We start from the raw sequence: 26,496 nt of genomic DNA, 5'->3' as shown, positions 1-26,496 counted from the left end.
TATGTCTTTGTAATTGACCTCACTTAATATCACTTATATATAGGAGTCATCCGCAAGCCTTTGTAATGTTTGAAATATCTATATTTAGCTTCTGCCCTTCTAAACATACAAATTCCATCCCACAATAAAAGCAGCCAAGATAGCAGCCGAGATACCAGACATGATGTACATCACCTTTTGCTTTTTGCTGTAACTGCTCTTCCGCAGTTTGTACATAAGCAAGCCAAGATACGCCACTGCTAGAACCACATAAAGTAGATTAAACATTAAATTGATCCGTATCGAAGAATAACCAGGATAATTTGGAAAACTAATCTTCTTCTGTATGATGAAAAGATTAAGAAGGAGTGCCATACCTGCAAAGTTAATTGCAAGATGATATTTATTAAAATTGGTGGTAGGATTTCCTCGTTTACGTAGTTTGTTAATAAGCATCCGGATTAAATAGCCGATCAAAGCAATTAAACTGAAAATGATGGCTAGTGCAACCGGAATAAGAGATATCTTAATCAAGTTTACCTTTACATTCGATACAGGCAAGTAATCAATGTAAGGAGTGACTGAAATTTTCTCAACAATACCATTATGCTCGACAACATTATAAGACTTTGCTAAATCAGCTTTTGTATATTTCGTTATATCAAGAAACGTAAATAAATTAGTAAATCTAGCGGCTGCCCGTCGTGCGGGTTGAAAATACCCTCCCCCCTCCGAAGTAACTCTATTAGAATTGACGTTATCACCGAAAATCTCTTTAGTAAGTCCGTAATAATAAATTTCCTCAAAGGATTGATTTGTCATGACCACCATCCCAAATTTAGATTCGGGATCAAAGACAAGTTTACTTGAGAATCCTTTCAAATTCCCTTCGTGCATCAGTGTAGGCACCCAGTATTCCATCTCAACGAACCCATGCGCAAATCGCGGAGTAGAAGTACCTTCATAATATAGACTTGTTGACAACATTTCGTTTAACGTATCCCTGTTCTTAAATAATACATTGCTATCATCTACAGGAATTAACGCTGCAAGGAATTTGCCTAAATCTTCTGCTGTCCCAATCGCTGCCCCTGTAGGATAAAACGTAACGTATACTCTGTTCTCAGGGATCAGTTTCAAATCTTTTGTATACCCTTCAATCTCATTCCTTCTTTGCACAAGGTCTGGACGATCTTGCCCTGTTGGATGAACCGTAGTGTCGTTCATATGAAGAGGTTCAAAAATATGTTGATTAACATATTCATAATAAGGTTGGCCACTTACCACTTCCACGATGTAACCGGCTAGTCCAACTCCATAGTTTGAATAACCGACAACGCTATTCGGTTTATAGATCTGTTTCGGCTCATTTTTACGCAGTGTTTCTCCTAATTCTAACGTTTCATCCTCCGAGTAATAAAACACCTCGGCCGCTGTTTGATCTTCCCAACCGGCATTGTGATGCATCAGGTTCATTAGGGTAATCGGCTCATCATATTTCAGCTTTTTGAAAAACCCCTCTGGCAGATATTCTTGGATATCCGTATCCAAATCAAGCTTTCCTTGTTCGACAAGCTGCATCACACTTGTATAGACCAGCAGTTTAGAGATGGAAGCCCATTCAAAAACAGTGGAGGTATCCGCCTTTCGCTGATTCTCAATATCTGCGTAACCATATGCCTTATTCACAATGGTTTCACCATCTTTAATAGCCACAACCGAAACGGCAGCGGTATACTTCTCATACGAGGCAACATAAGCATCAATCGTTTCCTCTAACTTGGATAAAGGAATTCTGGATGGTGTAGTCTCCACCTGTTTCTCTTCAGCGTGGGCAGGTACCGCTATTGCCATAATGATAAATATGAATGACAGAACACAAGCGATTACTTTGTTTACCGTATGATGTCCACGATTCATCTGCATTAGCTTCTCTCCTTTTATGTGAAATGTTAATTTCATCTCTTGTTTTCACGTATGCGTTTTCAAAAAAGTCCACATGACTCTAAATTATTCTCAAATGCAATTACACTCTTTTTAGGAGAGAGGTCGGAGAAGTTCTCCTTTCCAATTAACGATGTTTATTTCTTTATCTTTCAAGAGACACCAATCAATAATTTCACCTATCCATTTTGGCGTGATGATCTCATCGCTCCATTTCGGTGTTAGTACTCTTCTGTATCCTATATATTCTGTTGTCCAGCCTTCGAATTCTTCTCCGATGATGACTATATATGGGGGCTTGTTCTTATTACTGTGTTGTCCCACTTCATAAGTGACGATTAACTTCTTATCCTCAGAAATGATATGTAATTTGATTATCCCTTCATCGTCAATATCAGGTTCAACATACCAATAAAATAATCGATTGAAGCGAACGATTTTACGTTTATATTTTTTTCTTACGCCCATAACTCACCTCGCATATTTTGCTTAACACCGTATGAAGTATTTCAACAGTTTGCCAATCCACAACATTAACACTTTGTTATCCGATGTTGAAGGCCCTTAAGATTCATTAATTCTATTACTTTGTTATTCTTTCTTTATTGCCTAATATGACTTCATGAATTTCATCATATAATTGTAAATCTATAAATTCTTCATGAATCCATAGTCCTTCCTCAACATCTCCTCCCCCCATACCTCCACTAATCCCATCACCAGGAAAGAGTTTTTCGTAAAATAGTCCTTGGCCTTCTCCCTCATTACAGTCCCATGCAATGGTATCTAAATCTTTTAACAGAGTATGTAATGTCTCTTCACTGCATTTTACTAGTTTCATAGGGCAAGACAAATAGATTTGTCCTCCATCATCACCTTCCATAATTACATATGCATCTGGAGTATCCAGAGCTTTCTTAAAACTGTCTATAAATTGACTGTTCGGTAGTCCATTTACTTCATTAAGCATATGTCGAACAGGGCTATGGTGCTCTGGAATTACACTCATCTGATTGTAATCATCTTTTTTTCTTTCCATAAAGATACACCTCTTTGTTAGATATATTTTCTTAAAGTTATCTCAAATTAGTTATTTACTTCATTCATTCCTATGACTTGTTCAAATGCTATATTAAATTCGTTAACATTAATGTTTAAATTGATTATTCCTTCTTTATCCAGCCCTTTAGTATCTAATTTAAAAGTACCTGTCAGTTCTTCCGAGCTATTACCATCAACTTTCTCATTTATGTCCAATTTAATGTCCCTATCAATTAATCGCTCCTGAATATCCTTACTCAAGATCGGTTCAACTGTTTCTAACATTATTGATTTATTGGTTCTATTTCGAAGAGTGAAATTGTATGTTACAACTGTAATACCTACATCTTCTTCGCTCTCTCCCAGTCCAAATGAACTTGAGTTTATTATCAACCCGTCCTCAACAATTTTATCTGTCTTCACACTGTATGAAATACATCCACTTAGGGCGAGTATTGTTAAAAGAAATAGTAAAATCATTAAACGCTTTTGATTCTTCAATTCGGAAACTCCTTTAATTTTTTTCTTCATTTTTAAGATCCGTGTTTGCAAGTTCAAGTGCGATCGCTAGTCTAATCCGTGTATATTTCCTAAGTCCTTTTAAATAGGTATTGTCTAGTTGTTTGCTTTCAATTATAGGTTCAATATCTGGGTCGTAGCGATCGATTTCTACTTTTGCAATTCTATCGTTATTAATCAGCAACGAAAAAATATCTTCCCCTTGTTCAGGTATCCAGAACAAAATATAGGCAGTTTTCATTTGTGGAAAAAACCTCTTAATAACTGAAAGCAAACCTGATCTTATTTCATCATTAAATAATGACTCATGCGATCCTACTAATTCTCTTCTTATATCTTCTTCAGTTTTAGTGCCCTTTAATTTTATTAATTTCATAATGCCTCACAAGTTATCATTATTTTATTTTTTTGACTTGTTAATTTCCTTTAACGCTTATTACATACCAACGGCGATGACTCGACAGACTGAGAAGTGCAAAGTTGTCCGTTAACCCCACTGATATATATCTAAGATAAATACTTCATCACCTAGCGAAAAATAAATCTGTTCCCAATCAAACTCATCTTTCCATTTAAATTACTATTAGTATTATGAAGTTCTATAGCTCGTTCTATTGGCGAATCAATTTTTATAAACTGATATTCGTGCCCATAACATCCTCCGAAGTGAGTAATTAAATTACTTACCCCTTCTAAATATCCATTGATTTTATTGAATAGTTCATGATTCATACAGTCACATCCAATATCTTAGTAAATTGATTTTGTCTGTTTCACAATTAAATTCCTTATTTACTCCATAAACTCTTGATATCTTCTACTATAGTTTTTGAAATATGTTTGGATGAATCCTGCGGATACAACCATACTGTTACGATAAGAGTTAAACATATTGTTAATCCTAGAATAACTCACCCAACAACTTTAAATCTGGTGTATTTAAGCAAATAATAAACTAAACTGGATAAGATCAGAATAATCATACCATTCACCAAAAAGGTCATGGGCAAGCTTATAATCCTGCCTAACCCGGTGTTAGGATATTTTAATAAAAGTAAAACCTCTAATACTACAAATGGAACTGACAGTAGAAATAAAAAATGACTTTTGAATTTCCTCTCCACCACTGGACTCTCCTACTCCAACTCTACAATTGCACATAGCGTTCCTGCATTCAGAACGTTTGTCGTAGTCAGAAGTGTTACACAGCAACCAGCTCTTTGAACCCGCTTCTGGGACCGACGGGAGAATACCCTGATGCATGATTATTATGTTGTGCGCTGCTGATGCTTCTTGTTTTATGATCAAAATAATTATTTATTTCTGTATCGCTTTTTTGATGTTTTCAATATAGACTATCCGTGTTTCTTCATCCTTTAAATTATTATTTCTGTATTCTTTATTTAAAAATAAGTTTAAGAGATTCTCGTCACTTAAGATTATTTCCTTATACGTTTTATTATTCAAGTTTCCATTTATCCAATTATTCTTCTTTGAATATGTTCCATATATTACTTGAGCTTTCAATTGTTTAATTTTAAATACAAGTCGGTTAAATACCGGTTCAAAAATTAATTCAATTAAACTGTCCATCACTTTCATCCTTTGTTTGAATATTCATTCTTATCTTTCAGCAATTACACATAACGTTCTTGTGTTCAAGAAGTCCCACTAATTTTGCTTCCCTGCCGCTGCCAAATAACTCTCCGAACCCTCATTTTGCTCCTGCCGGACCGTGGACCGAATGACCCAAAGCGTGAACATGTTGTTATCAAACGGTACTGATTTCTGAAAATACTCACATTATCCATTATCTAGAAAGCCCACCTATGCTCCTCTGGCAAACACTCATCACAAAGTAATTTCCCTTTAACAACTGCTCCGTTATTTAGTTCATCAACATGATTTGGTTTGTCTCTATCAGTTGCCCATGAATTACATTTTGCGCATCTTCCGCAATTCATTGCTTCTGGATTGAGCAATACAGAGGAACTGCTCTCCCAATGTAATTTCAAATCTCTCCTTATAGTAATTTCATTCTCTAGTATAGGAGTCAATTCCCCATCGAATTCTTTATATTCTTCGTCAGTCAAGTCAATTAGATAAGCTATATTGACAAGATATGTATTCTTATTCAATTCTTTCATCCTTTGATTTTCATGGTTATATATTTTCCTAGTTTTTCTTATAACATCTAATTCATTCACTTCGAAAATACTACATAATCATCGTAATATTTGGACTACGCATATGATAACCTATGTAGTGATATTTACGAAGAAAAATTTGGTTAAAATGGGATAATAGTTAGAATGCTTAATCTCACATGTCCATATGGTCCAAAGGTTTTTAATACGCTCAATATATGTTGGGTTGTATGGGATGTGAATATGCAGTGAATCAGAGGAACCTTTCTTTTGTGATGACAAAAAACAAACAAGGCAGGCCCTTCTTCATCCCACAGGGAATCGGTCGACCTTCCTCAAGGAGATATCGAGAGTAATTTAAATAATTGAAAAAAATCTTCCTAATGACGACTCAAGGTGCGAGAGGTAAAAAGATCTATTATTTTTTCTGCACCTTCGGCTGAGCTAAGCTCTCCCGTTATGATATTAATAACGTTTCCTATGCTCACGACTCAGCATAGCTGTTTCGAATTTTTTCTTTCTTCTCTTCTATGATACTCATTAATTTCATAGCTTCTTTTTCTTTTATTTCCCCATTGATCAGGTCGTTTTCGATCTCTTCCCTCATATCTTCTAACAAGTTCCTTGTTTGATACAGTCTTAATCCAGTCCATTCCGAAATAAAATAATCATCTTCAACCTGGCCGTCTATACCGAAAATTATTCTGTAATAGCCTATATGATTTGCTCGATATTCAATTCTGACCTTCACTTCAATATATTCAAGCTCTTTATTACTTGGATCCAGGTATTCCAGACTCTTGATATGGAGTGATATATCCTCTATCCAAATTTTCAAATACTTTTGGTCGTAATCCCAAAATAACTCTGTAAACTCCTCAGGATCTTCAACTCTATAGGTTTCTAAGTTATGCCAAAAAGCCTCTATTGCCCGGTTTCTTGCATTGTGCTTATCCGACCAATCCCTTAAATCTTGTATATTCATAAAATCACTCATTTCATGGATGTATAGTTTTCTGGAATTCATATAACGTTCCTTTGTTGAGTATTACTTGCTGAGATGATTTTTCGTTTTCCAAGTTATCGGTCTTGCTCTTGATTTGTTCTTCAGTAAAACCAAGCCAATTCATTTCATATAAACAAAGCGCTACAATTTGTTCACGAAAAATTATCAATTACTTTATGATCTACATAAAAATACAGTGTGATGTTTCTGACTTTTCTGGCAATTGTTCTGCATCCGTTACTCTCCCCGGTGAATCTGCTCCTTAGAAATGCATTTTCAACCGAATATGTTGAATTTAATGTTAGATGAAGCCAATCTTTCCTTCAAGTTACTTTCAAAGTCAATATTATTCTTGCTTCCATTGATGTGATTCGTGTAGTTTACCAGTTTCATAAAAATACTTTAGCACTTCCAGCATGGGTATTAATTCTATACAAATGTTATCGCAATAGTTTCCTAACTGACCACCGATAACTAGAGAAATTTCACTATTCCCCCGCTTATCGTTCATAAGCGTATATATATGTTCATCCATTGTAACAGACACTACAAAATATTCCGGTCCGCCTCCAACTATTGCTGAACCTGTGTCAGATACCTCAAAAAAAACTAATGTAAATTTATCTCCATCGAGTTTTTTCAAAAAACGTAAACTGTCTGCCCATGTAGGGTTCATAACGATCTCTTCATTAAATGTGGTCCCATTCCGCTCATCAATGCTAATAGAGTTTATCATTTTTTCTTTTATCCTTTTTAGATCATTTTATGGTTTAGATCCTCCAACTTAAATGCTTCACTATAGATTTTACGCAGCTCAGTTGAGTTATCTTGCCACTGAATGGGCTTACCATTGATGATCTGCACCAATACATCCAGACACCTATGCCATCCTGCGGCGGTATTTATTGCCCATGAATCATCGTTAAACGTATGGGTAAAGATCATTCGACAGCCTTTATCTTCTGCCTTCAATGAAATGTTAACCAGATCATCAACTTCACGGAAACCAAATACATATGGCTTCTCTAGCTCAGTAATAGTCCCCTCATATGTCGTTCCTTCACCATCATCAAAGGCAATCTTGCCACCCAGTCTGAGTTCCATCTCTCCTGTTGCGAAAGGATACCATTGGGCGAAGGAACTAGGCTTCGTGATCATAAGGAAAACATCTTCTGGATTTTGATGAAAAGATCGTTCAAACCTCAAAACATACCGACCGTTTGACTCATGTAATGTACCATATTCATTCATCATTAGATCCTCCTTCTTTCATCACACATATCCATCTTCAGGTTCACCAACATCAAAACCCAACACTTTTGTCGCTTCCAACTTAAATGTTTCTATCCAAGCATTCCAATCAGTTTTATCCATCTGTGCATAAAATGATAATCCACTAGGCTCAACGGATGCTTCAATGAAGACATCATCCTCTTCAGTTCCAAACCAATATGGAATTCCACTTTTATAACCAATCCAACCTGGCATACTCTCATATACTTTAGAAACTTTATTCCACACTTCATCAGGCAGATCATACCTTATATTTAAGTTACAATTATGAGAGTTTATGTTGTTCATTTACATTCTCTCCTTCTACCTTAGACGTATATCAAAATTCATCCTCTATTTTTATGTAAAGTACTACAACTCTTCCACCACTTGCTCAAAGTTGTATCTCTTGGTCCTTATACACTTTTTTCGTTATCATTTTTGTATATTTTAATCTCGTGATTTCAATCAGGTCATTTGGCTGCATCATATTCAGAATAGGACTATCTTTGATTAAAACTTTGCTATTACCTCGTCCCAATCCTTTGACTATAATGATATTTTTATTCTTCTTCACATCTACAATTTGTCCGACCGTTATGAACTGCTCTTGTTTCTTGAGATCAAGGTAAGTTAGAAGGCCGAATATACAAAGTATAATAAAGCTAAAAGTTGACATCGCAGTTGTCCATACAAGGGGATGATTCACTAAGTTGTTGGTAATTAGTTGGATTCCAATTATAAAAATAAATAAAACGATGAGTAGGAATTGCTTTTTTAATTTTCCTTTAGCTTTTTCGTTCATAGTCTCTCCTTCTAAGTAGATTTCACCATAGCCTTTATTTCAAAATTCACTTATGTAACTCTAATCTCTTCAAGTTAATAATAAACTGTTGTTATTTCAGAATATCCAACCCGAGAAGACCTTTATGATCTTTAGGCAATATGCCTACATCGATCTCTATATTCTCAATGCAGTTTGTGCCTATTACATGTCCATCATTTTGGTGTAGAAAGGAATACTCCCTCCTATCCCGTATGCTTCAAAAATTGAATCCCCAGTTTCGTAAGTCACTGCGATTTCCTCTAAAACATCAGGACTAATGATCGTATGTGAAGATCCAGTGTCTATAATAACATCGTCTACTTTCAGTGTTCTTCCTCTAAATGTAATGGTAAGTGACGTTGTAATTAGCTGTCCATCATAGTTGATTTTCATTCGTATTACGTCTCACTCTCATTAATAGATCTTTACGGGGATGAATTACAAAGTCTTGATTCGACGTATGATATACAATATTACCAGGCTCTACTCGAAAAAACTCTTTATTCACTTTTGTTCGGATACAGTACGAATTGGTGTAACCTCATCCACGACTTTTTTGTTTCCTCATGATATTGAAGAATAGAAACCAGAACAAATTGGTCAGGGAACAGTTCTCTCACTTCCTGCCATTTCATGTGTTTTACCCCTGTTATTCGAATTTTAAAAACTTTCTATCATTTTAACATATACATCTGAGTTCAAAAATCGTTCCTCATAACATTCCCTTCGAGGCAAAGATAGAGGAGATACATCTTTACTTAATTTATACACCAAATTCACTTGGAAGGATGTCGGACCTTCTTTGAAAACAACTCATGGTGAAAAGATAATAATTTACATTAAATGATATTATATATTATATTAGGAAATGATTGGATAGAAAACGTTTTAAAAGTATATTATTAAAAGGAGTGTTCGTATGAGAAAATTATTTACATCATTGTTGTCTTGTCTTCTAATTATTGGTATTTTAAGCGTTCAAGTTGCAGGGGCTAGTGGATTTAGCAACACTACTAGTACAACTAATGAATCGGGTACATATGTTATCCCTACTGAGGATGGAAGTACATTGGAAGTTTCAATTGAAGAAACAGACAAAGAATATATTGTAACTTCTTATGTAAATGGCGAAAAAGAATCTCAAACAATTAAAAACAAAGAAACAAGAGATATGATGACAATTGATAATGATGGTAAAGTAGAATATTCTAATGAGAGTGACTATATTGAAAAAATTGCTCCAGATCCGATGATTAGCAACAAAGAATCTTTTGCTACTAGTGCTGCTAGTAATTGGACGTTTGTAGATTCAGCATACAATTCTAATCCAAATGTGAAGCAATGGGGTTATTTATATAAACAAGAAAAAATCACTTTTGGAGAAACTTATAATCTTAATTATGATTCAGGAACTAAAGTTTCAATCATAGTAGGTGTGATTTTGGGTCTTCTCACAGTTAGTTCAGGTGGTATAATTACAGCTATTCTCGTAGCGCTTGGCTCAACTATTGTTGCTGATAAGATCACCAAAGCTATTACTGGTCAAGTTTATGGAAGATTTGCTGCACAGGACTTGGAAGTGAGATCTAACGGAAAGATTGGCTTGCGCAGTAAGCGAACGATCGTAGATGCTAAAGTGATTAATACAAAGAACGGAAAAGTTGCATGGGTACCAATTAGAGTTGAAGGCGAAGGAAGAAGTAATACTGATCTTTGCATAATCGGAGCCTATAATGCTTGGCTTCTTAACTAAGGCTATGTCAAAATAGTCCACTCAATATATATTTAAGATAAGTTGATGTCATTGATGTTGGCTTCAACTACTTATTCAAAGGAGATATGATGTATAGAAAACTAATAATTATTGCTTCTCTGATAGAAATGTCTTTTTTGATTTTTTTACAATATCGTTACAATAATATTTTAGATTTGTTTCCTTTTATTGGAGCGTTAGTCTTTTTCATAGTGTTGAGTTATTTCTTAAAAGTTCAACTAAGTAAAAAGCGTAGAGAAATAGCATTTTTTTTACAAACACTCTTTTTGATATTTATTCCAATCTATGCAGTAACCACACTTCCTCAATACACGTATGAAAGTGCAGTAGATAAGGTCACTCAGAATTTAGAAGAACCTTATGTGGTTAATAAGCAGAAAAATACTTTAATAGAAGATGAATATAATGAAATTAAAAAAGGTTATATGTTTTCTGTGGAAAAAAATTCAGAAGTAAATTCATACGTTTTTGATCCATGGACTGGTAATTATCATGAAGTGCAAGATTGAGTTAAGCTTAGCTACTCAGTTAAATTGACGTAGATTCTGCTATCAATTGAAAATTGTTTTTTTACGCCGTAAGAATGAAAATTACTTTTAAGAATCGGTTCGCCGATTTTTTTTTTTTTGCACATTCTTAGGCTTTATACCATGCATACGTGCGAATACAAGACTGCGCAACATGAATATGATGTTAACGGATGTCTCTCTAAATAAATCAAGAAACTTAATCTCCCAAGTCCATACTTCCCTGTGGGTTTTGAATACTGAATATGCATAGTGTTGTAAAGAATGCAAGTAAGGAACCATCATTTTTAAAAAAAGGCCTTCTTCATCCCATAGGGAATCCGACGACCTTCCGTTGCTTTTGGAACCTATCCACTTTTTAAAAGGTAGAACGTACCGTCTTTCGCTGCAAAATGGGCTAGCGCCAGCAGCTACCTGCTCAAGTCAACAAAGCCTGTGCAATCTGATCCACAATGCCATTGATGCCTGTTGGTCCATAACAACCGATCCATGTCGCGGCATCTACGGAGTGTATTTGCTGTCGCTCATCCGTATCAAGCATCCCCCAGACACGTTGCTCGGTCGCGGATATGCCCTCCTGCATGATCTCATTGCTAAGCAGAAAGTAGTGGCTCGCCTGCACAGCCGGTAGTCTCTCAACTGAAATATGATAGGCCGTGTCGGTGGTATCTGCTACAAATAACGGGACAGGCAGACCCAGATCACGGTACAGCACAGCACCTGTACGATGCGAAGCAGAATGTACGCGAACCAGAGAATCCAGTGGACGAATCAGTGCCACGCTCTTACCTGCCAGTACTGGAGCAAGTTCCTCTGATAACAATGTGGTTCGTCGGTGATAATCCGCAAGTATACGTTTGGCCTCTGCTCGCTTACCAGTTAATTCACCGAACAGGCTAAGAATGGTCTGCCAGCTCTCATTGCGCTTAAACATAAGAACTGGAGCAATCCGGCTTAACCGTTCATAGTACTGATCATGTACCTCGGTGCAAATAATCAGATCCGGTGACAATCGTTCTACCGCAAGCAGATCAGGGTACTCATATGTTCCGAGTATCTCGGTACCCTGAAGTCCTGCCCTGATATATTGCGGGAAATGGAACGTTCCACTTCCCAATCCCACACTTCCCGCTGGAGATAATCCAAGCGCAAGCAAATGATCCGCATATTGCACATCAAGTACGGCTATACGTTGCGGAGAACGGGTGACAGGATATTCACCTCGCATATGGCATATCACTGGGACTTGGTCCGACTCGTACGAAGAAGCCATGCGATTCCGCAGCAAGGATTGAGCATAATTTGCATCTGTTTCCTTAGCGGCATCAAGCCGATAACGCAGCGGAGGGACGCCATAATATTTCTTAAATGCCCTACTGAAATAATACATGTCGCGATATCCCATCTTTTCAGCAATTTCTCCAATGGACGCATCCGTATGATGCAGCATCCGCGATGCATTTTCCATCCGTAGCTGGATGACGTACTCCATCGGTCCAAGCTGCTTCTCTTGTTTGAATCGTCGCTGTAACTGCCTTACGCTGCAACCGGCAAGAGCTGCCAGCTCCTTAAGCTCCAGATTCTGGCGATAATGCGATGATATATATGACACGACTACATCCACCATGTCGGACTCTGATCCGCCTTGACCACGTTCATACTCCATGATCAGTTCATAGATCATCCCCTGGAGCAACGCATGGGCATGAAACCGTTCAAGTCCTTCGCCACGACGCCATTTGGCAACGATTTTTTCCGTATTCTGGATCCATTCTGCCTGAGTCACGGGGTTCTGAATAAACGAATTTTGCAGCGGATGTTTGCGATACGAGGGCATGGCATGGGAGGCTCCTTCCATGGAAGAAGCCTCGTACATGATCACGATATAATAAAGTTCGTCTGATCTGGCCGTCAGCATAAAGGATGCTCCCTTCACCACATGACAGGCAAAAGAAGCTCCAATGTGGCAACCCTCGCCATCCATTGCAAGCTCCCCTTCGCCTCCATATGCCAACAGCAGCACATTTGAAGTTAAATCCGTTTCGTGTAAAACGCTGCCTGTCTGCAAAGTACCGCTATACCCGTCAAGCATCTTGATCGTTGTATCACTCCATAGACTTGTCTGTTCTTGCAGCGGCATTTCTCTCATCTCCTGACAATCGCAAAGGTAAAATTCTTGCTGTTGTCATTTTAGTTGAGATTCTTTCTCATTGTCAATTTTCGGACATTTGAGACAATATTCGCCTGACATCTGGTAATAGAAACAGCAGGTAATTCGCTCGCTTTTGGCAACATGCACATTGTCCTTACACTCGGTGAAGCGGGTTAACGGATTCTTCCTCTCACCAAACACTTCCCCGGATGCCACCTGCGTCAGATAGGAAAAGTCCTCTCGAATGATCTTACTTTCCTGCTCTGTCTCGGCTTCATCAGGAGCGAATAGTCGGCCGATCCGTACCATGATATTCTCCCAGAGAATACTCATCGAAAGAGGTGCAATCGCAGCAAGTGTTTTTAACAGAGGTGTCAGCTCTACCGCAAACATGCTCTGGACAGCCTTTTCCCGCCATACGATCCTGTCTCCAGTCAGTTCTTCAGCCTGAAGCCCATTCACCGCTAGAAAAGGAAATCGTGTGCCGCCCTCATGATCTGAGAGCGCCGGATGATAGAGAAAGCTGTTCTCCAGCTGAAAGGTTACATGCTGATGATGAAACGTCATTGCAGTCACCAGCGGAGTCGTCCATAGATAACCAAGCCGCTTGGCTAACATGGAGGCTGCCACTTTCATGTCAGGCGCATCGATATAGTTCTGAAACCAGCTGATATACTCTCGACACGCCTCTTCGTCATGCAACTCACTCAAAGCAATGGTACGGACACTATGTTCAGGCGGCTCACCAAGCAAAATCGAATGATCCTCTACCGTCTCTTTCCATAAGTCTGTCGAGAGATATGGGTTCATATTAGTTCGATCCGAGCAGGGCTTCCGATGCCTGATCTACAATCAGATTAATCGCAAGCGGTCCGTAATAAGCGATCCAAAGAGTTGAGTTTACATCATACGTGAGGTTATTTTTCACAGCATCGAGGGACTTCCACACTGGATTAGTCAACATTGCCTCTGCCTCTGCTGCAAACAGCTCATCCGACAGCACAAAATAACGATCTGCCCCAATGTCAGGCACTTTTTCCATCGAGATTTCTACGGAACCATCTTCATTAATCTCTTGTACCAGAGCAGGCATTTTTAGCCCCAAGTCATTGTACATAATACCACCAATGCGATGATCAATCCCGTGAACACGAATTCCTTCTTTTCGTGGACGAATGATCGCCACTGTTTCATCGCCAAGTTTCTCTGACAATTGTGCTTTCAGCCCGGCGATTTTCTCTTCATACGCTGTACGCACTTTCTCTGCCTCGTCCTGCTTGTCTGTAATTTGGGCAACCGTAGCTAACGTATCACGCCAGTCTTCGTAGAAGTCGAGTACCAGGGTAGGTGCAATTTTGCTTACACTCTCATACTGTTTCTCCTGAAAGTCGGTCATGATGATCAGATCCGGGTCGAGTGCAACAATCGCTTCCAGGTTAGGCTCATCCCGTGTACCCAGAACCTGTACATCACTCGGTTGATCGCCTAAGTATTCTGGAAAATCAGTGTTACCTCCAGCGATAACACTACCTGCTGGCTTCTCGCCAACGGCTAACATTTGATCCAGAAACTTAACATCCAGGACTGCAATTTTCTGTGGTTTTTCGTTTAGAGTGATGTCACCCTTCATACCCTTGATCGTTACGGGAAAAGCTCCGTCCGTCTGCGTTTCCGCATTCGCAGGTGTCTCCGCTGGCGTTGCCGCAGATTGCTTACCGCTATCTGTACCTGTTGCGGCACCGCAAGCCGTCAGGACTAGAATAAGGGCCATCATCAAGCCCATGAGTAATCGTGATTTGTGAGCAGTGTAGGCTTTGTTACCAGCCGTTTGCCCCTTTGTTCCTTGTTTCATTTGTAAATCCCCCTTATGTATACTGGTGATAATGATTTTCATTATCGAAACATAAAGAGAGTATATACGATCTCCGTATCGTGTTACCATGTACTTTTGCGACATTTCAGCCGGACTAATGCGACATCGCGAGCCGCTTATCCGCCCTTTAACTTTTCTACAATGTACGCTTGCAATTGGTAGATGTCTGAAAGAAGCTCTTCTTCCTCCGGCGTATTTCCATATTCTCCTAGCCAGCGCGGTGTGCGGATATGCCACTCGTTAGACATGTATTGCTGTTCATCCCGGTAGGCTATCATGTGCTCCAAGAAATACGCCAAAGAGCCGAAGGATTGTTTACCAGTATCGTTGATGATGGATTGTGTTTTTTCAATGATCGCCTGTAACATGTGTTGAATATGATCTTCAGGATTCATAACGTTCTCCCCCTTGTCCACCAAAGTTTTAAAAACAAAAAGGAAGGTCCTCCTCTACTCCATAGAGATCAGACAACCTTCCAATCTTCTTTTCAAGACATAAAACATGTATTAACACATCTAATATAGAACTCATCATTTCGAAGCTACTCTGGATATTCCCTTGAGGCCTCGATCAATTTATCTTCTTCATCAAAAACGTTCAGCACTCTCTCAATGTCATGCATTTCATAACTTCTAACAACAATGAGTTGCTTCATATGAAGACCTGGTGGGTCTATGTCCGGTCGAGACAAGTTATTTAGCAAACGTTCTGGTGTATATAAGATGCTCCATCGTCTGGAACCATCTGTAAAGACCATCGTGATCTCTATCCAATTCCATTCTTCCGGATGATCCGACCTAACCTCATCATCAAAACGCCAGCTTACCAGCCTTGGTCTTGAATTCATTTCTTTTACGATGTTTTTACCTCTCTTCTGCTTAACTTCTTAAATACCGAGTATTCCTGATCGGAATTCATATAACTTAATATCTTTTCCGCACATGCAGCTGAACTAAGCTCTTCCGTGTTCACTTCCAGATCATATTCATCATAGGAGTAGATGTAGTCGAACTGGGAATGGGCCAGTCCAATCGCGCGATCTCCCCTGCTCTGCTCTCTTCTGGTGAGTTCTTCTTTCGAGCAATGCACACCTACAAACAATATCGGATAATCCGAAAGCAACTCATAAAAATCATTAAACCACTTGTCATTGCTGATGACCGTATCCACGATGACATTCAAACCCATTTCCGAAAACAGCTTAATGGTTGCACAGTACAACGAATTGATGGGGTCGAACAGGATATCTGTCATCACATGGTGTTCCACTTCTCTTGTTGGTTTCATATCTGGATATGTATTGTCGATAAACTGATCATAATTATGCAGGAATTGATCTACAGATAGATGGTGAAACGGAACCTCTCCCTGATTTTTCATTTCCATCGCGATGCTCGTCTTCCCCGAACTTGACGTTCCGTTCAAAAATATAATGAGTCCTCGTTCCATATCTATCACCCTTCTCTATAAAATTGGCATTAACTACGACTTGTATTTCTCAATGATCGCTTGTTACATGTGTTGTACATGATCTTCTATACTCATGAGCGACTGCCGATGAATAGCTTATTTTGAGTCCAATGAAGGTTATAGCCATAACGATATAACTCAAAGTAAGGAAACAGACAGTCTTTCGCTTCTTGCAAACCTCGGTAGCGGGGCCACTGTAAGTAATAGGCTACCCAATAATCGCAAGCGATGGAATAATAAGCTTCGCTCAATATTTCGACAGCTTCGTTGTAATCTTTGCGTGAGCTGAGAAGCTCTCCAAGTGCTTCGTAAACGGACTCGTTATCTTCTTCATCCATGCCTAGAATCGCTCTTTGCTCTAACTTGTTAATCTCCCCTGCTGCCAGCACAACGACCTCCGTCAGACATGCCAAATCTTGTAATGCTTCCTTAGCGGCGTCCGCTACTTCGTCATCCTCTGTCACCATGGAGAATAGGCTCTTCAATCCTCCGATTAACTTCTACCCCAGATCACGCAACGTCGCCTCAGAAGCCTCCTCATTTCCACCGTTGAAATAACCTGGCACGTATTCACCTGTAAAGTCCTCCGGATTCAGTATCTCATAGATCGGACGTATTCTGTCCAGATAACGCTGACCGTCTGGAATCGGCTCAAACAAACGTTCAACCCCTGCCCCTGATGGCATAAACCACTGAAAAAATCCGTACAGATGGTCTGCCTCAACCTGCTCATCGTCCGCTGGCTTGAATTCTTCTCCGCCCATCTCTAATAAATAGCGACCATATGCTTGTGGGTCCATGGTATATTTCCTCAACTTTCTCAGTCTAATTAAACTACCATTCTCTCCATTCTTCCGTAATATCTTCATGCCCTTCAATCTGTAATCCAGCTTGCCTAGCTGCCTTCTCGATAAAATCAGCCAATTCTTCACGTTCCATCGTTTCAATGAAATAATCATTGGCCTCATTCATTTCATTAAAGGCAACCACCACTTCTTCTACAGCCTTTAATATCTGCTCGGAATCTTTCTTTTCTTGTAATGCGATTAATTGGTTTAAAAAGTGATCCAAAGCTTTATCAGACATGAGTAATCTCTCTTCTGTAAAAAGCTCATCTCCGCCTTCAATCATTCTTTCGTTCCATAATTGGGTTGGTTTCTCATGAAATAAGTTATGTAATGTCATTGGAATCTTCCCTTCCATATTTTCATAATCAAAGATATCTATATTCTAGCTGTATCCACGAATGCGTACAAGTGTTCTTATATATCATTTCCAGAGCCTTGTCACATTCTCCAATTCCATCTCGTTGAATTCTAATTGATAGATGTCCGGTTTCTTGGTTTGGTTCATAAAATCCAATCCGTAACTCGAATCAAAGTAATTCATCATCAATGTCATAACATGTCCATGGGTGCCAATAACTACTTTTTCACCCTTATATTCTTCTAAAATATGTTTTAACACGTCCACTGCTCTATTCTGGCAAATCGTGTTCGACTCGCCTCCTGGCAATGCATAATCAGGGTCATCAAACATTCTCTCCGAGGCAGGCTCGAACTCTTCATCTGTAATCATATCATCTGAAAAATGTCTTTCTCGCAGATCCTCCATGATCTGAATACTGATGTCCAACACTGTTGCCAACCCCTCCAAGGTTAGGACAGCTCGGGCATATGGACTTGAGATAATAGTATGTATTCCTTCGTCTTTTAACATTTCTGTTATTTTAGCTGCGTTCACCTTGCCCTCCAAGGTAAGTCCTCTGGTCCTTTCCGTTCCTTCCGTGTACGGTGACTCCGCATGCCTAACCATATACACAATGGTCTTCATAGGATTCTCCTTCAATTCTTCTGACTTATACAATTAAATTTACAATAATTTTCAGATATGTGTATAGTAGAAATACAGCAAAATTCTTGCAAAGAACTCAAATTCAATGAGAGGATGAGATCATGTCTTTTTTCAAAAATAAAATTGTACTAACCTCTGTATTGATAGTCCTAGCTGTCTCCATTGGTACATTAGCATATATGAATGGTCAATCGAAACCGGGGGAGCCCATTCATAAAGTCGTCAACCTTTCGGGCAATTCCTTAACTTTTCATGAAATAGATAAGCTCGATGCGTTTGCTGAACTGATCGTCATTGGCTATGCCATAGAAGACTTTAGAGATCGAGAACATGTCATTACTGCATTTGATGATGGGACTATGCAATCCTTTCACACCAATACGAACATCAAGATTGAAAAGATATTAAAGAAACCTGAAGGTTTCCCTTCAGATCAGAACGAATTAACGATCATCGAGCCCGTTAGCCTGGATGGAGACGTTAAATATACAGCTGATGACTATGTAGAACTGCAGAAGGGTGATAAAAGTGTGCTTTTCTTGATGAAAAACTCCTTTGGTGATTATGGATTAATCAATGATAACTTAGGCAAATTCAGCCTTGAAGGGATAAGTCAATATAGTGTACCTCAATCCTCCACTTCTCAAGCGTTATCCAATTACGCGACATTTCGTAAATCTGTCATGAAGAAGTACCTTTTAAATTGAGGCTTTCATCATACAACGGTGATCTTTGCGGACATAGCTGCCCTCTTAAATCTATTGCACTTCTTTATCAAGACTTACGTCAAATGTTGAAGTTATCGATTTTTTTCTAAAATCTTGGGTATCACTTTAATCTCCACGTTTAGATGTATAGATTCAGGAAGATTCATTTCAGTTATATTCTCATAACCAATGAAGTAATAATGCTTTTCGTCCAGTTCTATCAAACCTCCACCTGTTGAGCCAGAAGTTGAAATCAAATGTCCGTCATGATAAAGCTCACAAGCAATATTATATTCCTCCAAACTGAACCCTCTCACTTCATATCCAACCTTGATTTGATTTTCGGTGTAATCAGCATTTCGTAAACTGATCGCACCACCATCCACCATTTGGGCCTGAATTGCAATATTTGCTTCGGGCATCTCCGGTTTCTTTAATAAATAGCCTACTTTTAGGTACCATATAGCTCCTAATACAACTACAGCAAGTACAATCATAGCAATGATAAACTTCTTTTCTTTTTTAATCATATCCTTACTCCTTACATCGGAACACTCGTAAAGTTTCTTCCAAACCTGTGTTTCAAATAATACATTAACCCTGCGCGATCACATCTGAAAACTTCTGCTTTAGATATGTCCAATACTGTAGTTGCAAGTAATGGAATTAATAACTACAATGGGATTCTAAATTTATTTAAATCTTGGATACACGGAGTAGGACAGTTAGGTTATTAACTAAAGATGGTAGGGATGTTATGTGAAAAGAAAACTAATTATTTCACTTTTTTCAGTCATTGTAATTCTAGTAGGGATTTATTGGTATGCTGACAGGGAACTAATTGCTCTCAAAACGGGTTCGACATTGCCATTACAATGGGATACTCCATATAATAACGATGAACAACCAATTCAGCTTACAGAACAGAATCAAGATTTAAAGAATCCAAATATACATCTTACAGAGCTCTACTACCTACCTACTTCAAAAAAACTACAATTTGGGTTATGGTACAGTAAAAGAGACTATCAACCGGATAAATCAAAAAAAATTCCAGATCGAATTTTCCAAGTTACAATTCATGATAAAAATGCTGAATTGTTTGAAGAAGATACCGTTGTTAAAACAGAAGGCCTGTTTGATGAGTTTCAACGTAGATCAATCTCTATAGATTTGGATAATCAAGACTCTATAGAAATATCGATTTCCCTGATTGAACAAGACGGAACGATCATTACTCCAATCGAGTCAGCAAGTATTAACGTACCGTTAGATAAAATAAAACAGTGATACGCTTAACAATTTACAACACACTTTGGTGTGGAGAGAATCTTCTTATTGCAACTTTTTTTGAAAAAAAATCAACTACAAGAAGCCGGGTGGATAGGTTCTCGGCTTCTTTTCTTTTCCACAATTATTAGGGATTGTGATTAATTAAATTTCAGGTTTTCCTGTATTATCCTAGAAATACATTGTTAATTATCTCTCGATCATAATCTAGAATCCAATCGTTATATTCTTTATAAATACCCATTAGTTCTTCCCTTGCTGCTGAAATAACATCGCAACCTCTATCATCATAGATATGAAATATCGTTTTTTTACTTATATTAATAAAATACACCCTATGATAAATCTTTGGCCTAATTCCAACATCATGATTACATATAGCTTTGATTAACTGATTATATTTCAAGTCCTTAACTCTACATTTAGTCCAGTACCAATACATGGTGTTTCTTGGGTCTTGGATGTCATCTGGTTCACAATCCAAACCTGGAAATATCTCAAGGATCAAGGCTCTAATCGGCCTTTTCTTCTTAATATATTTTCTGTACAGGTTCAATTTTTTCACTTTTTGTTTAGGCTTATCTCCCAAATAAGCTTGAGTTATGAATAGGACTTCATCTTCTTGATCATGAAGAGCCTTAAATAATTCAAGTGATCGATGATAAACTTGTTCCATGTAATACTCCGTACTCATTCCAAACATCAGAGAATTGCCAAGTTCGAATCGTATTCCAACATCCCCATTATAAAAAAGCGGCGGTTCTAAGGTCAGGTTTGGAAAATGCTCTGCGAGATACGTCTTCAGGTCCATTCTGTATCCTCCATTATTTTCTTGGATTACATCTAATTAATTCTTTAGCTCTCCATTTCATATCTTGTTTGAAGCTCTTTTCCAAATAATAGTTCGCCAAGTGACCAGGGATTTCCTCAACAGCCAAATAGGCCTCCAAATTCACTTTAAAGATGGTTGCCAGTTTACTAGCCTGATTCGTTCTAATTCCATTGACCGTTAAACTTAATCTGGAGAAATCATTCATTAACAGATTATGAATGAATAGACGATCTCTGTCGAACGCGCTCAAATGACAAAACAAAAAAGAAACCGTTCTTTGGTGAAATGGATGTACCACCCAACCATTGGATAGAAACGGTTTCTTTTTATAATCGATATACTATGAATCAACTTTTCTTGCCTACTAATTCAACCACCCTGCTTCATGTATCGATTAACAGGCACCGAAAGTCCCAGATTTCCCCGCAGCGTATCATGCTCGTATTCCGTACGGAACAGTCCACGCTGTTGCAACACAGGCACGACCAACTCTACAAAAGCTTCCAGTCCATCCGGTACGGTCGGCAGGATAATGAATCCGTCCACAGCCCCCTCCTCGAACCATAGCTGCATCATATCGGCAATGGTTTCAGGTGTGCCAAAAAACGGGGATCGGGGCTGTGCAACATGTAACGCAACTTCGCGCAGTGTCGATCCTTGCTCCCGTGCTTCCCGCTTAATCTGATCCGTAAAACTTCGGAAGCCATTGGAACCAAAATCGCCTAAATCCGGAAAAGGCTCATCCAGATCATATTGGGTAAAATCATGATAATCAAAGTAACGACTTAAATATTGAACCGCATCATCAACAGAGCCCAGATGGAGAACCTCATCATATTTACGCTGGGCTTCCTCTTCGGTATGTCCCACAATCGGTGCAATGCCCGGCAGAATCAGTATGTCTTCAGGCTTACGTCCGAAGGAGCGCGCGCGCTGCTTCAGATCATCGTATACCACCTTGGCTTCCTCCAGCGATTGACCGTGCACAAATACAGCATCAGCCGTTTTTGCAGCAAAATCCCGACCTGATTCTGACGCGCCTGCCTGGAAAATGACGGGATGCCCCTGCTTCGAACGCGCAATGTTCAGCGGACCGGCCACCTCGTAGAATTCGCCTTTATGATTCAGCTTGTGCAGCTTCTCCGGATCAAAGAACACACCGCTTTCCTTGTCCCGAATCAACGCATCGTCTTCCCAGGAGTCCCATAATCCCCGTGTTACCTCCACGTACTCTTCCGCCATACGATAACGGGTTTCGTGGTCGGGGTGGCCTCCCTTGTTGAAGTTGTCTGCTACACCTTCCGATGGCGAAGTCACCACATTCCACGCTGCACGTCCGCCGCTGAGATGATCCAGGGATGCAAACTGACGAGCCACCGTAAACGGTTCGCTATAGGATGTGGAGAGTGTTCCTGCCAATCCAATGTCTCTGGTCGATGCGGCAAGAGCAGACAGGACGGTAAGTGGCTCAAAACGATTCAAAAAATGAGGGATAGACTGCTCTGTAATATGCAAGCCATCGGCAATAAATACAAAATCAAGCTTGCCGGCCTCCGCCTGTCTAGCCTGCTGGATGTAAAAATCGATATTGATGCTTGCATCTGATGGCAGCTCGGGATGTCTCCAGCCCGAAACGCTGGAGCCGACGCCGTGCAGTGATGTTCCCAGCCTTAATTGACCCTCTCTCGACATTACGGTTCCCCTCTCAGTTAATGTAATCTCATTTTTATGTCCGTTCTATCTGCAAACGTTTTGTTCAAAGTGCTTCTGCTGCTGTCGGCTGCTTTGCATAACGATTTTCCGGCACAGGCAAACCCAGATGACCCCGTAGCGTATCGAATTCATATTCCGTGCGAAACACACCGCGCTCCTGCAAAATCGGCACGACGTCATCAACAAAAATATTAAGATCCTCCGGTGTAATCGGGTGTACGATGAAGCCGTCGGCTGCTTTTGTCTCGAACCAATGCTGCAGCGTATCCGCTACCGTCTCGGCCGAGCCGATGAACGGAGAACGTGGGGCCACCGCTTCAAGAGCAACCTGCCGCAAAGTCTGTCCATGCTCGCGGGCTCTTGCTTTGATTCGGTCCGTGCCGCTACGAAACGAGTTCTGACCGAGATCACCCAACTCCGGGAATGGCTCATCCAGTGCATACTGGTGAAAATCATGATGGTCAAAAAACCGGCCCAACACGTCCAGCGCTTCCTCAATCGGAGTCTGTCTCGCAGCCTCCTGATATCTCTGCTCCGCCTCTTCGTCGGTTTTCCCAATAATCGGAACAATGCCTACCATAATGGAAAGATCATCTGCCGCGCGTCCTTCCTCCACGGTACGCCGCTTCACATCCTCATAGAATGCTCTTGCGTCCTCAATCGAGTTTTGCCCTGTAAAAACTGCATCGGCACCCTTCGCCGCAAGCTGTTTACCAGGCTCAGATGAGCCAGCCTGAAATACTACAGGTTGTCCCTGCTTCGTACGTGCAATGTTGAGTGGTCCCGCTACCTTAAAATGCTTACCTTCATGATTGACACGGTGCAGCTTGGCAGGATCAAAAAAGACGCCCGTCTCCTTGTTTCGCACAAAGGCGTCCGTCTCCCAGGAGTCCCACAAGCCGCGCACAACGTCCAAAAACTCCTCGGCAATCTCGTAACGCTCCCCGTGGGTCGGATGCGACTCTTTGCTATAGTTTGTTGCCGAGCCTTCTAACGGCGATGTGACCAGATTCCAGCCTCCGCGCCCCTTACTGATGTGATCAAGAGAAGCAAACTGACGGGCCGCGTTAAAGGGTTCACTATACGAGCTGGATAGCGTGCCAACCAGCCCAATTCGGGTGGTTACTGCCGCAAGCGCGGACAAAATCGTAAGTGGCTCGAAACGATTTAGAAAATGAGGAATGGATTTTTCAGTGATAAACAGCCCATCGGCAATAAACACAAGGTCGAATTTGCCTCGTTCCGCTGTTTGGGCCTGCTGTGTGTAAAACTCAAGATTAACGCTGGCATCCACCGGCACACTGGGATGCCGCCAACTGGACATCGTTCCACCAACACCCAAAATAATGCTGCCTAATTTAAGCTGTTTCGCTTTACTCATGGTCACCCTCCCGCATTGATCCATTTATTGAAGCAGTGTAGTGTCAGCCAACTGCAAGCGATAGCTTTTGACCAGCGTGTTCCCTGTTGTAAACTCCTTATCATGGGCTCGTTCAAAGCCTAGCCGCTCGTAGAGACGGATCGCTTTCTCCATCATGTCGGAGGAGTGAAGGTACAACAGATCCGCACCTTGCTCTCTAGCTAGTTTGGCGCTGGCTCGAATGAGCTCTCTAGCCACACCCCTGCCGCGCGCCTTACCAGTCACGCCCAGCAAACGGATAATCGGGGAATGGATGCCAAGCTCTGCATTACCGTATGCTGTCTCGGATGAAGCATACACAAACACGCTGCCTACAACTTCTCCGTCCAGTTCTGCTACAAGCTTGGCTATCGTTGACGATTTATTAATAGCTTCTACAATGCTTGCTTTATAAGCCAGCCATACATCCTGAGGAAGCTCTTGTTCATATTGGCTGTACGCCTCAAACAGGATGGCCTCGAGCAAGCGAACGTCATCGGCTGCCGCTTCTCTGATGATCAGTTCCCGGCTGTCATTGCTCGGATTCGGTTGTTGCCTTTCCATTGATTGCGCCTCAGACTTTCCCATCATTGCACCTGCTTTTCAGCTACTTCTTGCTTGATTCTGCGAATCTGGTTGAGATGGTTCTCCACATGAGCTACAAAAGCCGGGATGATCGCAGATAGAGATACCGTCTCCCCTTTGAAGTTGATGCCGGTTTTGCTCCATTCCTCATCTCCCAGGCGCTCCAGTAGCCCAGCGTTGTATTGAACCAGGCCATGAGCAATCGTAATCAGGCGAGAGATTTGCTCCTCATTTGCTTTTTGTCCGGCAACCCACGTATCCTGGTTAAAGCCGGGTAGCGTCGCTTTTGATCCTGCTAGTATTTCCCGGATGCGAAAGGAAACGACGATGCTGTGGTCCACCAGATGCGCCAGCACTTCGGTAACACTCCAGGAGGATGGAGACGATTTCCATTTCAACTGCCGCTCGGTCAGTCCCGCGATTTCCTGTTCAATCTCGTCATAAGCATCTATGTACGCGGATATGATTGATTCTGTCTTCTCTGTTGTGTTCCCCATGATTACCGCTCTCCGATCTGTATTATGAAATGAATTCGATTGTAAACATTATTAAGGTTGCACCAGTTCCTCTGTAAATGCTTCTCTAAGCAACCGGAAGGAACGAGTCCGCTTATCAAAATCAGGAATAATCGTTGTGAATACAAAGCTGTTCACACCGTATTCCTCCGATAGTTCGAGCAGCCGCTTTCGCACCGTTTCCTTCGTGCCGCGAGTAATGTCCGCTTCGCGCTCAACCGCCGTATACGTTTCTCCCGCCTGCCTTGCGAATTCCGCTGCCTGCTCTAACGTCTGCACATTAACGGTTTTGCCACTGGCCAGCGTCACACGTACACTTTTATGCTGTCCCGCCAGCGCATTAGCCTCTTCCTCCGTATCTGCTGCTATGACAGACAAAGCCAAAATGGCTTGGGGCTCCCCGCCCTGCTCAGTGTTGAACTGTGTGCGATAAGCATCTAGCGCAGCACGAGCCGTCTCGGGATCACTGTTAATAAATAGGGCAAACGCATAAGGAAGCCCCTGCCTTGCTGCCAGCTCTGCACTGGAAACGCTTGTACCCAGCATATAAATCCCCGCTGGCTGTCCTGGTAACGGATGAGCCGTCAGCCCTGGCTGCGCATGGGATTCACTCGCCGGAGAATGCAGGAAGTCCTTAAGCTCCACCAATTTGTCCTCCAGCGTTTCCGGCTCTGCGATTCCCTTTTGCAGCGCCTTCGTGGAACGAGGCAAGCCGCCCGGCGCTCGCCCGATACCCAATTCAACCCGCCCCGGGGCCAGTGTCGCAAGTAAATTGAAGTTTTCCGCTACCTTATATGGACTGTAATGCTGGAGCATTACACCACCGGAGCCCACTCGGATGGTATGGGTCTGTGCCAGCAAATACGATACGAGCACTTCTGGCGATGATCCGGCAACACCTTCCGAGTCATGATGCTCGGCTACCCAAAACCGATCATAGCCAAGCGACTCCGCGAGCTTCGCCAGTTCTACTGTATTGTTCAGCGCCTCCGCAGCCGTCTGGCCGGGAAACACGATGCTTTGGTCCAAAATTCCTAATGTAAATGACATGTACAGTCCCCCTCCAATGTT

At 40.8% G+C, this 26,496-nt stretch carries 35 protein-coding genes and 1 pseudogene; 4 read left to right on the top strand and 32 right to left on the bottom strand.

Annotation, left to right across the window (positions count from 1 at the left end; all coding sequences use genetic code 11):
* Nucleotides 1-99 precede the first annotated feature (99 nt).
* The 14 genes and pseudogenes from MKX75_RS07620 to MKX75_RS07555 all read right to left on the bottom strand — a co-directional run bounded on the left by MKX75_RS07620 (nucleotide 100) and on the right by MKX75_RS07555 (nucleotide 9,369).
* A complete protein-coding gene (locus MKX75_RS07620) occupies nucleotides 100-1,905 on the bottom strand; it encodes a serine hydrolase domain-containing protein (RefSeq protein WP_339169121.1) in 1,806 nt (601 codons plus the stop codon).
* Nucleotides 1,906-2,016: 111 nt separating this feature from the next.
* Nucleotides 2,017-2,391 carry a hypothetical protein gene (locus tag MKX75_RS07615; protein ID WP_339169120.1) on the bottom strand — a complete coding sequence of 125 codons (375 nt, stop codon included), beginning with the start codon at nucleotides 2,389-2,391 and terminating at the stop codon, nucleotides 2,017-2,019.
* Between the two features lie 115 nt (nucleotides 2,392-2,506).
* Complete coding sequence (locus MKX75_RS07610) at nucleotides 2,507-2,962, bottom strand: hypothetical protein (protein ID WP_339169118.1); 456 nt, start codon at nucleotides 2,960-2,962, stop codon at nucleotides 2,507-2,509.
* 47 nt (nucleotides 2,963-3,009) lie between these two features.
* Nucleotides 3,010-3,495 carry a hypothetical protein gene (locus MKX75_RS07605; RefSeq protein ID WP_339169116.1) on the bottom strand — a complete coding sequence of 162 codons (486 nt, stop codon included), beginning with the start codon at nucleotides 3,493-3,495 and terminating at the stop codon, nucleotides 3,010-3,012.
* Complete coding sequence (locus tag MKX75_RS07600) at nucleotides 3,479-3,859, bottom strand: hypothetical protein (protein WP_175623636.1); 381 nt, start codon at nucleotides 3,857-3,859, stop codon at nucleotides 3,479-3,481. Before MKX75_RS07600 ends, MKX75_RS07605 begins: the two co-directional genes overlap by 17 nt.
* 941 nt (nucleotides 3,860-4,800) lie before the next feature.
* A complete protein-coding gene (locus tag MKX75_RS07595; protein WP_339169114.1) occupies nucleotides 4,801-5,085 on the bottom strand; it encodes a hypothetical protein in 285 nt (94 codons plus the stop codon).
* A gap of 212 nt (nucleotides 5,086-5,297) precedes the next feature.
* On the bottom strand, nucleotides 5,298-5,690 hold the full coding sequence (locus MKX75_RS07590) for a hypothetical protein (protein WP_339169112.1): 393 nt from the start codon (nucleotides 5,688-5,690) through the stop codon (nucleotides 5,298-5,300).
* Nucleotides 5,691-6,114: 424 nt separating this feature from the next.
* Nucleotides 6,115-6,657, bottom strand: a complete 543-nt coding sequence (locus MKX75_RS07585) for a hypothetical protein (RefSeq protein ID WP_339169111.1) — start codon at nucleotides 6,655-6,657, stop codon at nucleotides 6,115-6,117.
* Between the two features lie 325 nt (nucleotides 6,658-6,982).
* Entirely contained in the window at nucleotides 6,983-7,312 is a 330-nt protein-coding gene (locus MKX75_RS07580) for a hypothetical protein (RefSeq protein ID WP_339169109.1), read from the bottom strand.
* Between the two features lie 77 nt (nucleotides 7,313-7,389).
* Nucleotides 7,390-7,887, bottom strand: coding sequence for an SRPBCC family protein (locus MKX75_RS07575; protein ID WP_339170397.1), 498 nt, complete (start codon nucleotides 7,885-7,887; stop codon nucleotides 7,390-7,392).
* Between the two features lie 21 nt (nucleotides 7,888-7,908).
* On the bottom strand, nucleotides 7,909-8,217 hold the full coding sequence (locus MKX75_RS07570; RefSeq protein WP_339169107.1) for a hypothetical protein: 309 nt from the start codon (nucleotides 8,215-8,217) through the stop codon (nucleotides 7,909-7,911).
* Between the two features lie 85 nt (nucleotides 8,218-8,302).
* Nucleotides 8,303-8,713 carry a hypothetical protein gene (locus MKX75_RS07565; RefSeq protein ID WP_339169106.1) on the bottom strand — a complete coding sequence of 137 codons (411 nt, stop codon included), beginning with the start codon at nucleotides 8,711-8,713 and terminating at the stop codon, nucleotides 8,303-8,305.
* 183 nt (nucleotides 8,714-8,896) lie between these two features.
* Nucleotides 8,897-9,127 (bottom strand): retroviral-like aspartic protease family protein, encoded by a 231-nt coding sequence (locus tag MKX75_RS07560; protein WP_254847780.1) that lies wholly within the window; start codon nucleotides 9,125-9,127, stop codon nucleotides 8,897-8,899.
* Nucleotides 9,111-9,369 (bottom strand): annotated as a pseudogene (locus tag MKX75_RS07555) (hypothetical protein). Before MKX75_RS07555 ends, MKX75_RS07560 begins: the two are co-directional and overlap by 17 nt.
* A gap of 284 nt (nucleotides 9,370-9,653) precedes the next feature.
* Between MKX75_RS07555 and MKX75_RS07550 the strand changes: the two are divergent.
* Nucleotides 9,654-10,487, top strand: coding sequence for a hypothetical protein (locus MKX75_RS07550; protein ID WP_076330100.1), 834 nt, complete (start codon nucleotides 9,654-9,656; stop codon nucleotides 10,485-10,487).
* Nucleotides 10,488-10,573: 86 nt separating this feature from the next.
* Entirely contained in the window at nucleotides 10,574-11,017 is a 444-nt protein-coding gene (locus tag MKX75_RS07545; protein WP_139331811.1) for a hypothetical protein, read from the top strand.
* A gap of 436 nt (nucleotides 11,018-11,453) precedes the next feature.
* Here MKX75_RS07545 and MKX75_RS07540 read toward each other — a convergent pair whose 3' ends face one another.
* The 10 genes from MKX75_RS07540 to MKX75_RS07495 all read right to left on the bottom strand — a co-directional run bounded on the left by MKX75_RS07540 (nucleotide 11,454) and on the right by MKX75_RS07495 (nucleotide 18,363).
* Nucleotides 11,454-13,175, bottom strand: coding sequence for a helix-turn-helix domain-containing protein (locus MKX75_RS07540; RefSeq protein WP_339169104.1), 1,722 nt, complete (start codon nucleotides 13,173-13,175; stop codon nucleotides 11,454-11,456).
* Nucleotides 13,176-13,220: 45 nt separating this feature from the next.
* Nucleotides 13,221-13,997 (bottom strand): IucA/IucC family C-terminal-domain containing protein, encoded by a 777-nt coding sequence (locus MKX75_RS07535; RefSeq protein WP_339169102.1) that lies wholly within the window; start codon nucleotides 13,995-13,997, stop codon nucleotides 13,221-13,223.
* A 1-nt stretch (nucleotide 13,998) separates the two neighbouring features.
* Nucleotides 13,999-15,039 carry an iron-siderophore ABC transporter substrate-binding protein gene (locus tag MKX75_RS07530; RefSeq protein ID WP_339169101.1) on the bottom strand — a complete coding sequence of 347 codons (1,041 nt, stop codon included), beginning with the start codon at nucleotides 15,037-15,039 and terminating at the stop codon, nucleotides 13,999-14,001.
* A 137-nt stretch (nucleotides 15,040-15,176) separates the two neighbouring features.
* On the bottom strand, nucleotides 15,177-15,455 hold the full coding sequence (locus MKX75_RS07525) for a hypothetical protein (RefSeq protein ID WP_339169099.1): 279 nt from the start codon (nucleotides 15,453-15,455) through the stop codon (nucleotides 15,177-15,179).
* Between the two features lie 146 nt (nucleotides 15,456-15,601).
* On the bottom strand, nucleotides 15,602-15,907 hold the full coding sequence (locus MKX75_RS07520; protein ID WP_339169098.1) for a hypothetical protein: 306 nt from the start codon (nucleotides 15,905-15,907) through the stop codon (nucleotides 15,602-15,604).
* Nucleotides 15,908-15,912: 5 nt separating this feature from the next.
* Nucleotides 15,913-16,509, bottom strand: coding sequence for an AAA family ATPase (locus tag MKX75_RS07515; RefSeq protein ID WP_339169097.1), 597 nt, complete (start codon nucleotides 16,507-16,509; stop codon nucleotides 15,913-15,915).
* A 92-nt stretch (nucleotides 16,510-16,601) separates the two neighbouring features.
* Nucleotides 16,602-16,997, bottom strand: a complete 396-nt coding sequence (locus tag MKX75_RS07510) for a hypothetical protein (protein ID WP_339169096.1) — start codon at nucleotides 16,995-16,997, stop codon at nucleotides 16,602-16,604.
* Between the two features lie 33 nt (nucleotides 16,998-17,030).
* Nucleotides 17,031-17,330: a hypothetical protein gene (locus MKX75_RS07505; RefSeq protein WP_339169095.1), complete on the bottom strand. Its 300-nt coding sequence runs from the start codon at nucleotides 17,328-17,330 to the stop codon at nucleotides 17,031-17,033.
* A 34-nt stretch (nucleotides 17,331-17,364) separates the two neighbouring features.
* Complete coding sequence (locus MKX75_RS07500; RefSeq protein ID WP_339169093.1) at nucleotides 17,365-17,715, bottom strand: hypothetical protein; 351 nt, start codon at nucleotides 17,713-17,715, stop codon at nucleotides 17,365-17,367.
* Between the two features lie 84 nt (nucleotides 17,716-17,799).
* A complete protein-coding gene (locus MKX75_RS07495; RefSeq protein ID WP_339169092.1) occupies nucleotides 17,800-18,363 on the bottom strand; it encodes a histidine phosphatase family protein in 564 nt (187 codons plus the stop codon).
* Between the two features lie 122 nt (nucleotides 18,364-18,485).
* Here MKX75_RS07495 and MKX75_RS07490 point away from each other — a divergent pair, with 122 nt between their 5' ends.
* On the top strand, nucleotides 18,486-19,091 hold the full coding sequence (locus tag MKX75_RS07490) for a hypothetical protein (RefSeq protein WP_339169091.1): 606 nt from the start codon (nucleotides 18,486-18,488) through the stop codon (nucleotides 19,089-19,091).
* Nucleotides 19,092-19,183: 92 nt separating this feature from the next.
* Here MKX75_RS07490 and MKX75_RS07485 read toward each other — a convergent pair whose 3' ends face one another.
* A complete protein-coding gene (locus tag MKX75_RS07485; RefSeq protein ID WP_339169090.1) occupies nucleotides 19,184-19,621 on the bottom strand; it encodes a hypothetical protein in 438 nt (145 codons plus the stop codon).
* A 229-nt stretch (nucleotides 19,622-19,850) separates the two neighbouring features.
* On the opposite strand from MKX75_RS07485, the gene MKX75_RS07480 reads away from it, so the two are divergent.
* On the top strand, nucleotides 19,851-20,381 hold the full coding sequence (locus tag MKX75_RS07480) for a hypothetical protein (RefSeq protein ID WP_076330088.1): 531 nt from the start codon (nucleotides 19,851-19,853) through the stop codon (nucleotides 20,379-20,381).
* Between the two features lie 166 nt (nucleotides 20,382-20,547).
* Here MKX75_RS07480 and MKX75_RS07475 read toward each other — a convergent pair whose 3' ends face one another.
* From MKX75_RS07475 to MKX75_RS07445, 7 genes are all read right to left on the bottom strand, one after another.
* On the bottom strand, nucleotides 20,548-21,192 hold the full coding sequence (locus tag MKX75_RS07475; RefSeq protein WP_339169088.1) for a DUF3885 domain-containing protein: 645 nt from the start codon (nucleotides 21,190-21,192) through the stop codon (nucleotides 20,548-20,550).
* A gap of 13 nt (nucleotides 21,193-21,205) precedes the next feature.
* Nucleotides 21,206-21,418: a hypothetical protein gene (locus MKX75_RS07470; protein WP_339169086.1), complete on the bottom strand. Its 213-nt coding sequence runs from the start codon at nucleotides 21,416-21,418 to the stop codon at nucleotides 21,206-21,208.
* Nucleotides 21,419-21,582: 164 nt separating this feature from the next.
* Nucleotides 21,583-22,905 (bottom strand): LLM class flavin-dependent oxidoreductase, encoded by a 1,323-nt coding sequence (locus MKX75_RS07465; protein ID WP_339169085.1) that lies wholly within the window; start codon nucleotides 22,903-22,905, stop codon nucleotides 21,583-21,585.
* A gap of 64 nt (nucleotides 22,906-22,969) precedes the next feature.
* On the bottom strand, nucleotides 22,970-24,307 hold the full coding sequence (locus MKX75_RS07460) for an LLM class flavin-dependent oxidoreductase (RefSeq protein ID WP_339169084.1): 1,338 nt from the start codon (nucleotides 24,305-24,307) through the stop codon (nucleotides 22,970-22,972).
* Nucleotides 24,308-24,331: 24 nt separating this feature from the next.
* Complete coding sequence (locus MKX75_RS07455; RefSeq protein WP_339169083.1) at nucleotides 24,332-24,889, bottom strand: GNAT family N-acetyltransferase; 558 nt, start codon at nucleotides 24,887-24,889, stop codon at nucleotides 24,332-24,334.
* Between the two features lie 23 nt (nucleotides 24,890-24,912).
* Nucleotides 24,913-25,407, bottom strand: a complete 495-nt coding sequence (locus MKX75_RS07450) for a DinB family protein (protein WP_339169082.1) — start codon at nucleotides 25,405-25,407, stop codon at nucleotides 24,913-24,915.
* A gap of 51 nt (nucleotides 25,408-25,458) precedes the next feature.
* Entirely contained in the window at nucleotides 25,459-26,475 is a 1,017-nt protein-coding gene (locus tag MKX75_RS07445) for an LLM class flavin-dependent oxidoreductase (protein ID WP_339169080.1), read from the bottom strand.
* Nucleotides 26,476-26,496: the final 21 nt, after the last annotated feature.

The organism is Paenibacillus sp. FSL R5-0341, assembly GCF_037975235.1.
GTDB lineage: Bacteria > Bacillota > Bacilli > Paenibacillales > Paenibacillaceae > Paenibacillus > Paenibacillus amylolyticus_A.
Note: the sequence above shows the minus strand (reverse complement) of the source record. Positions and strands in the feature narration are given on the sequence as shown.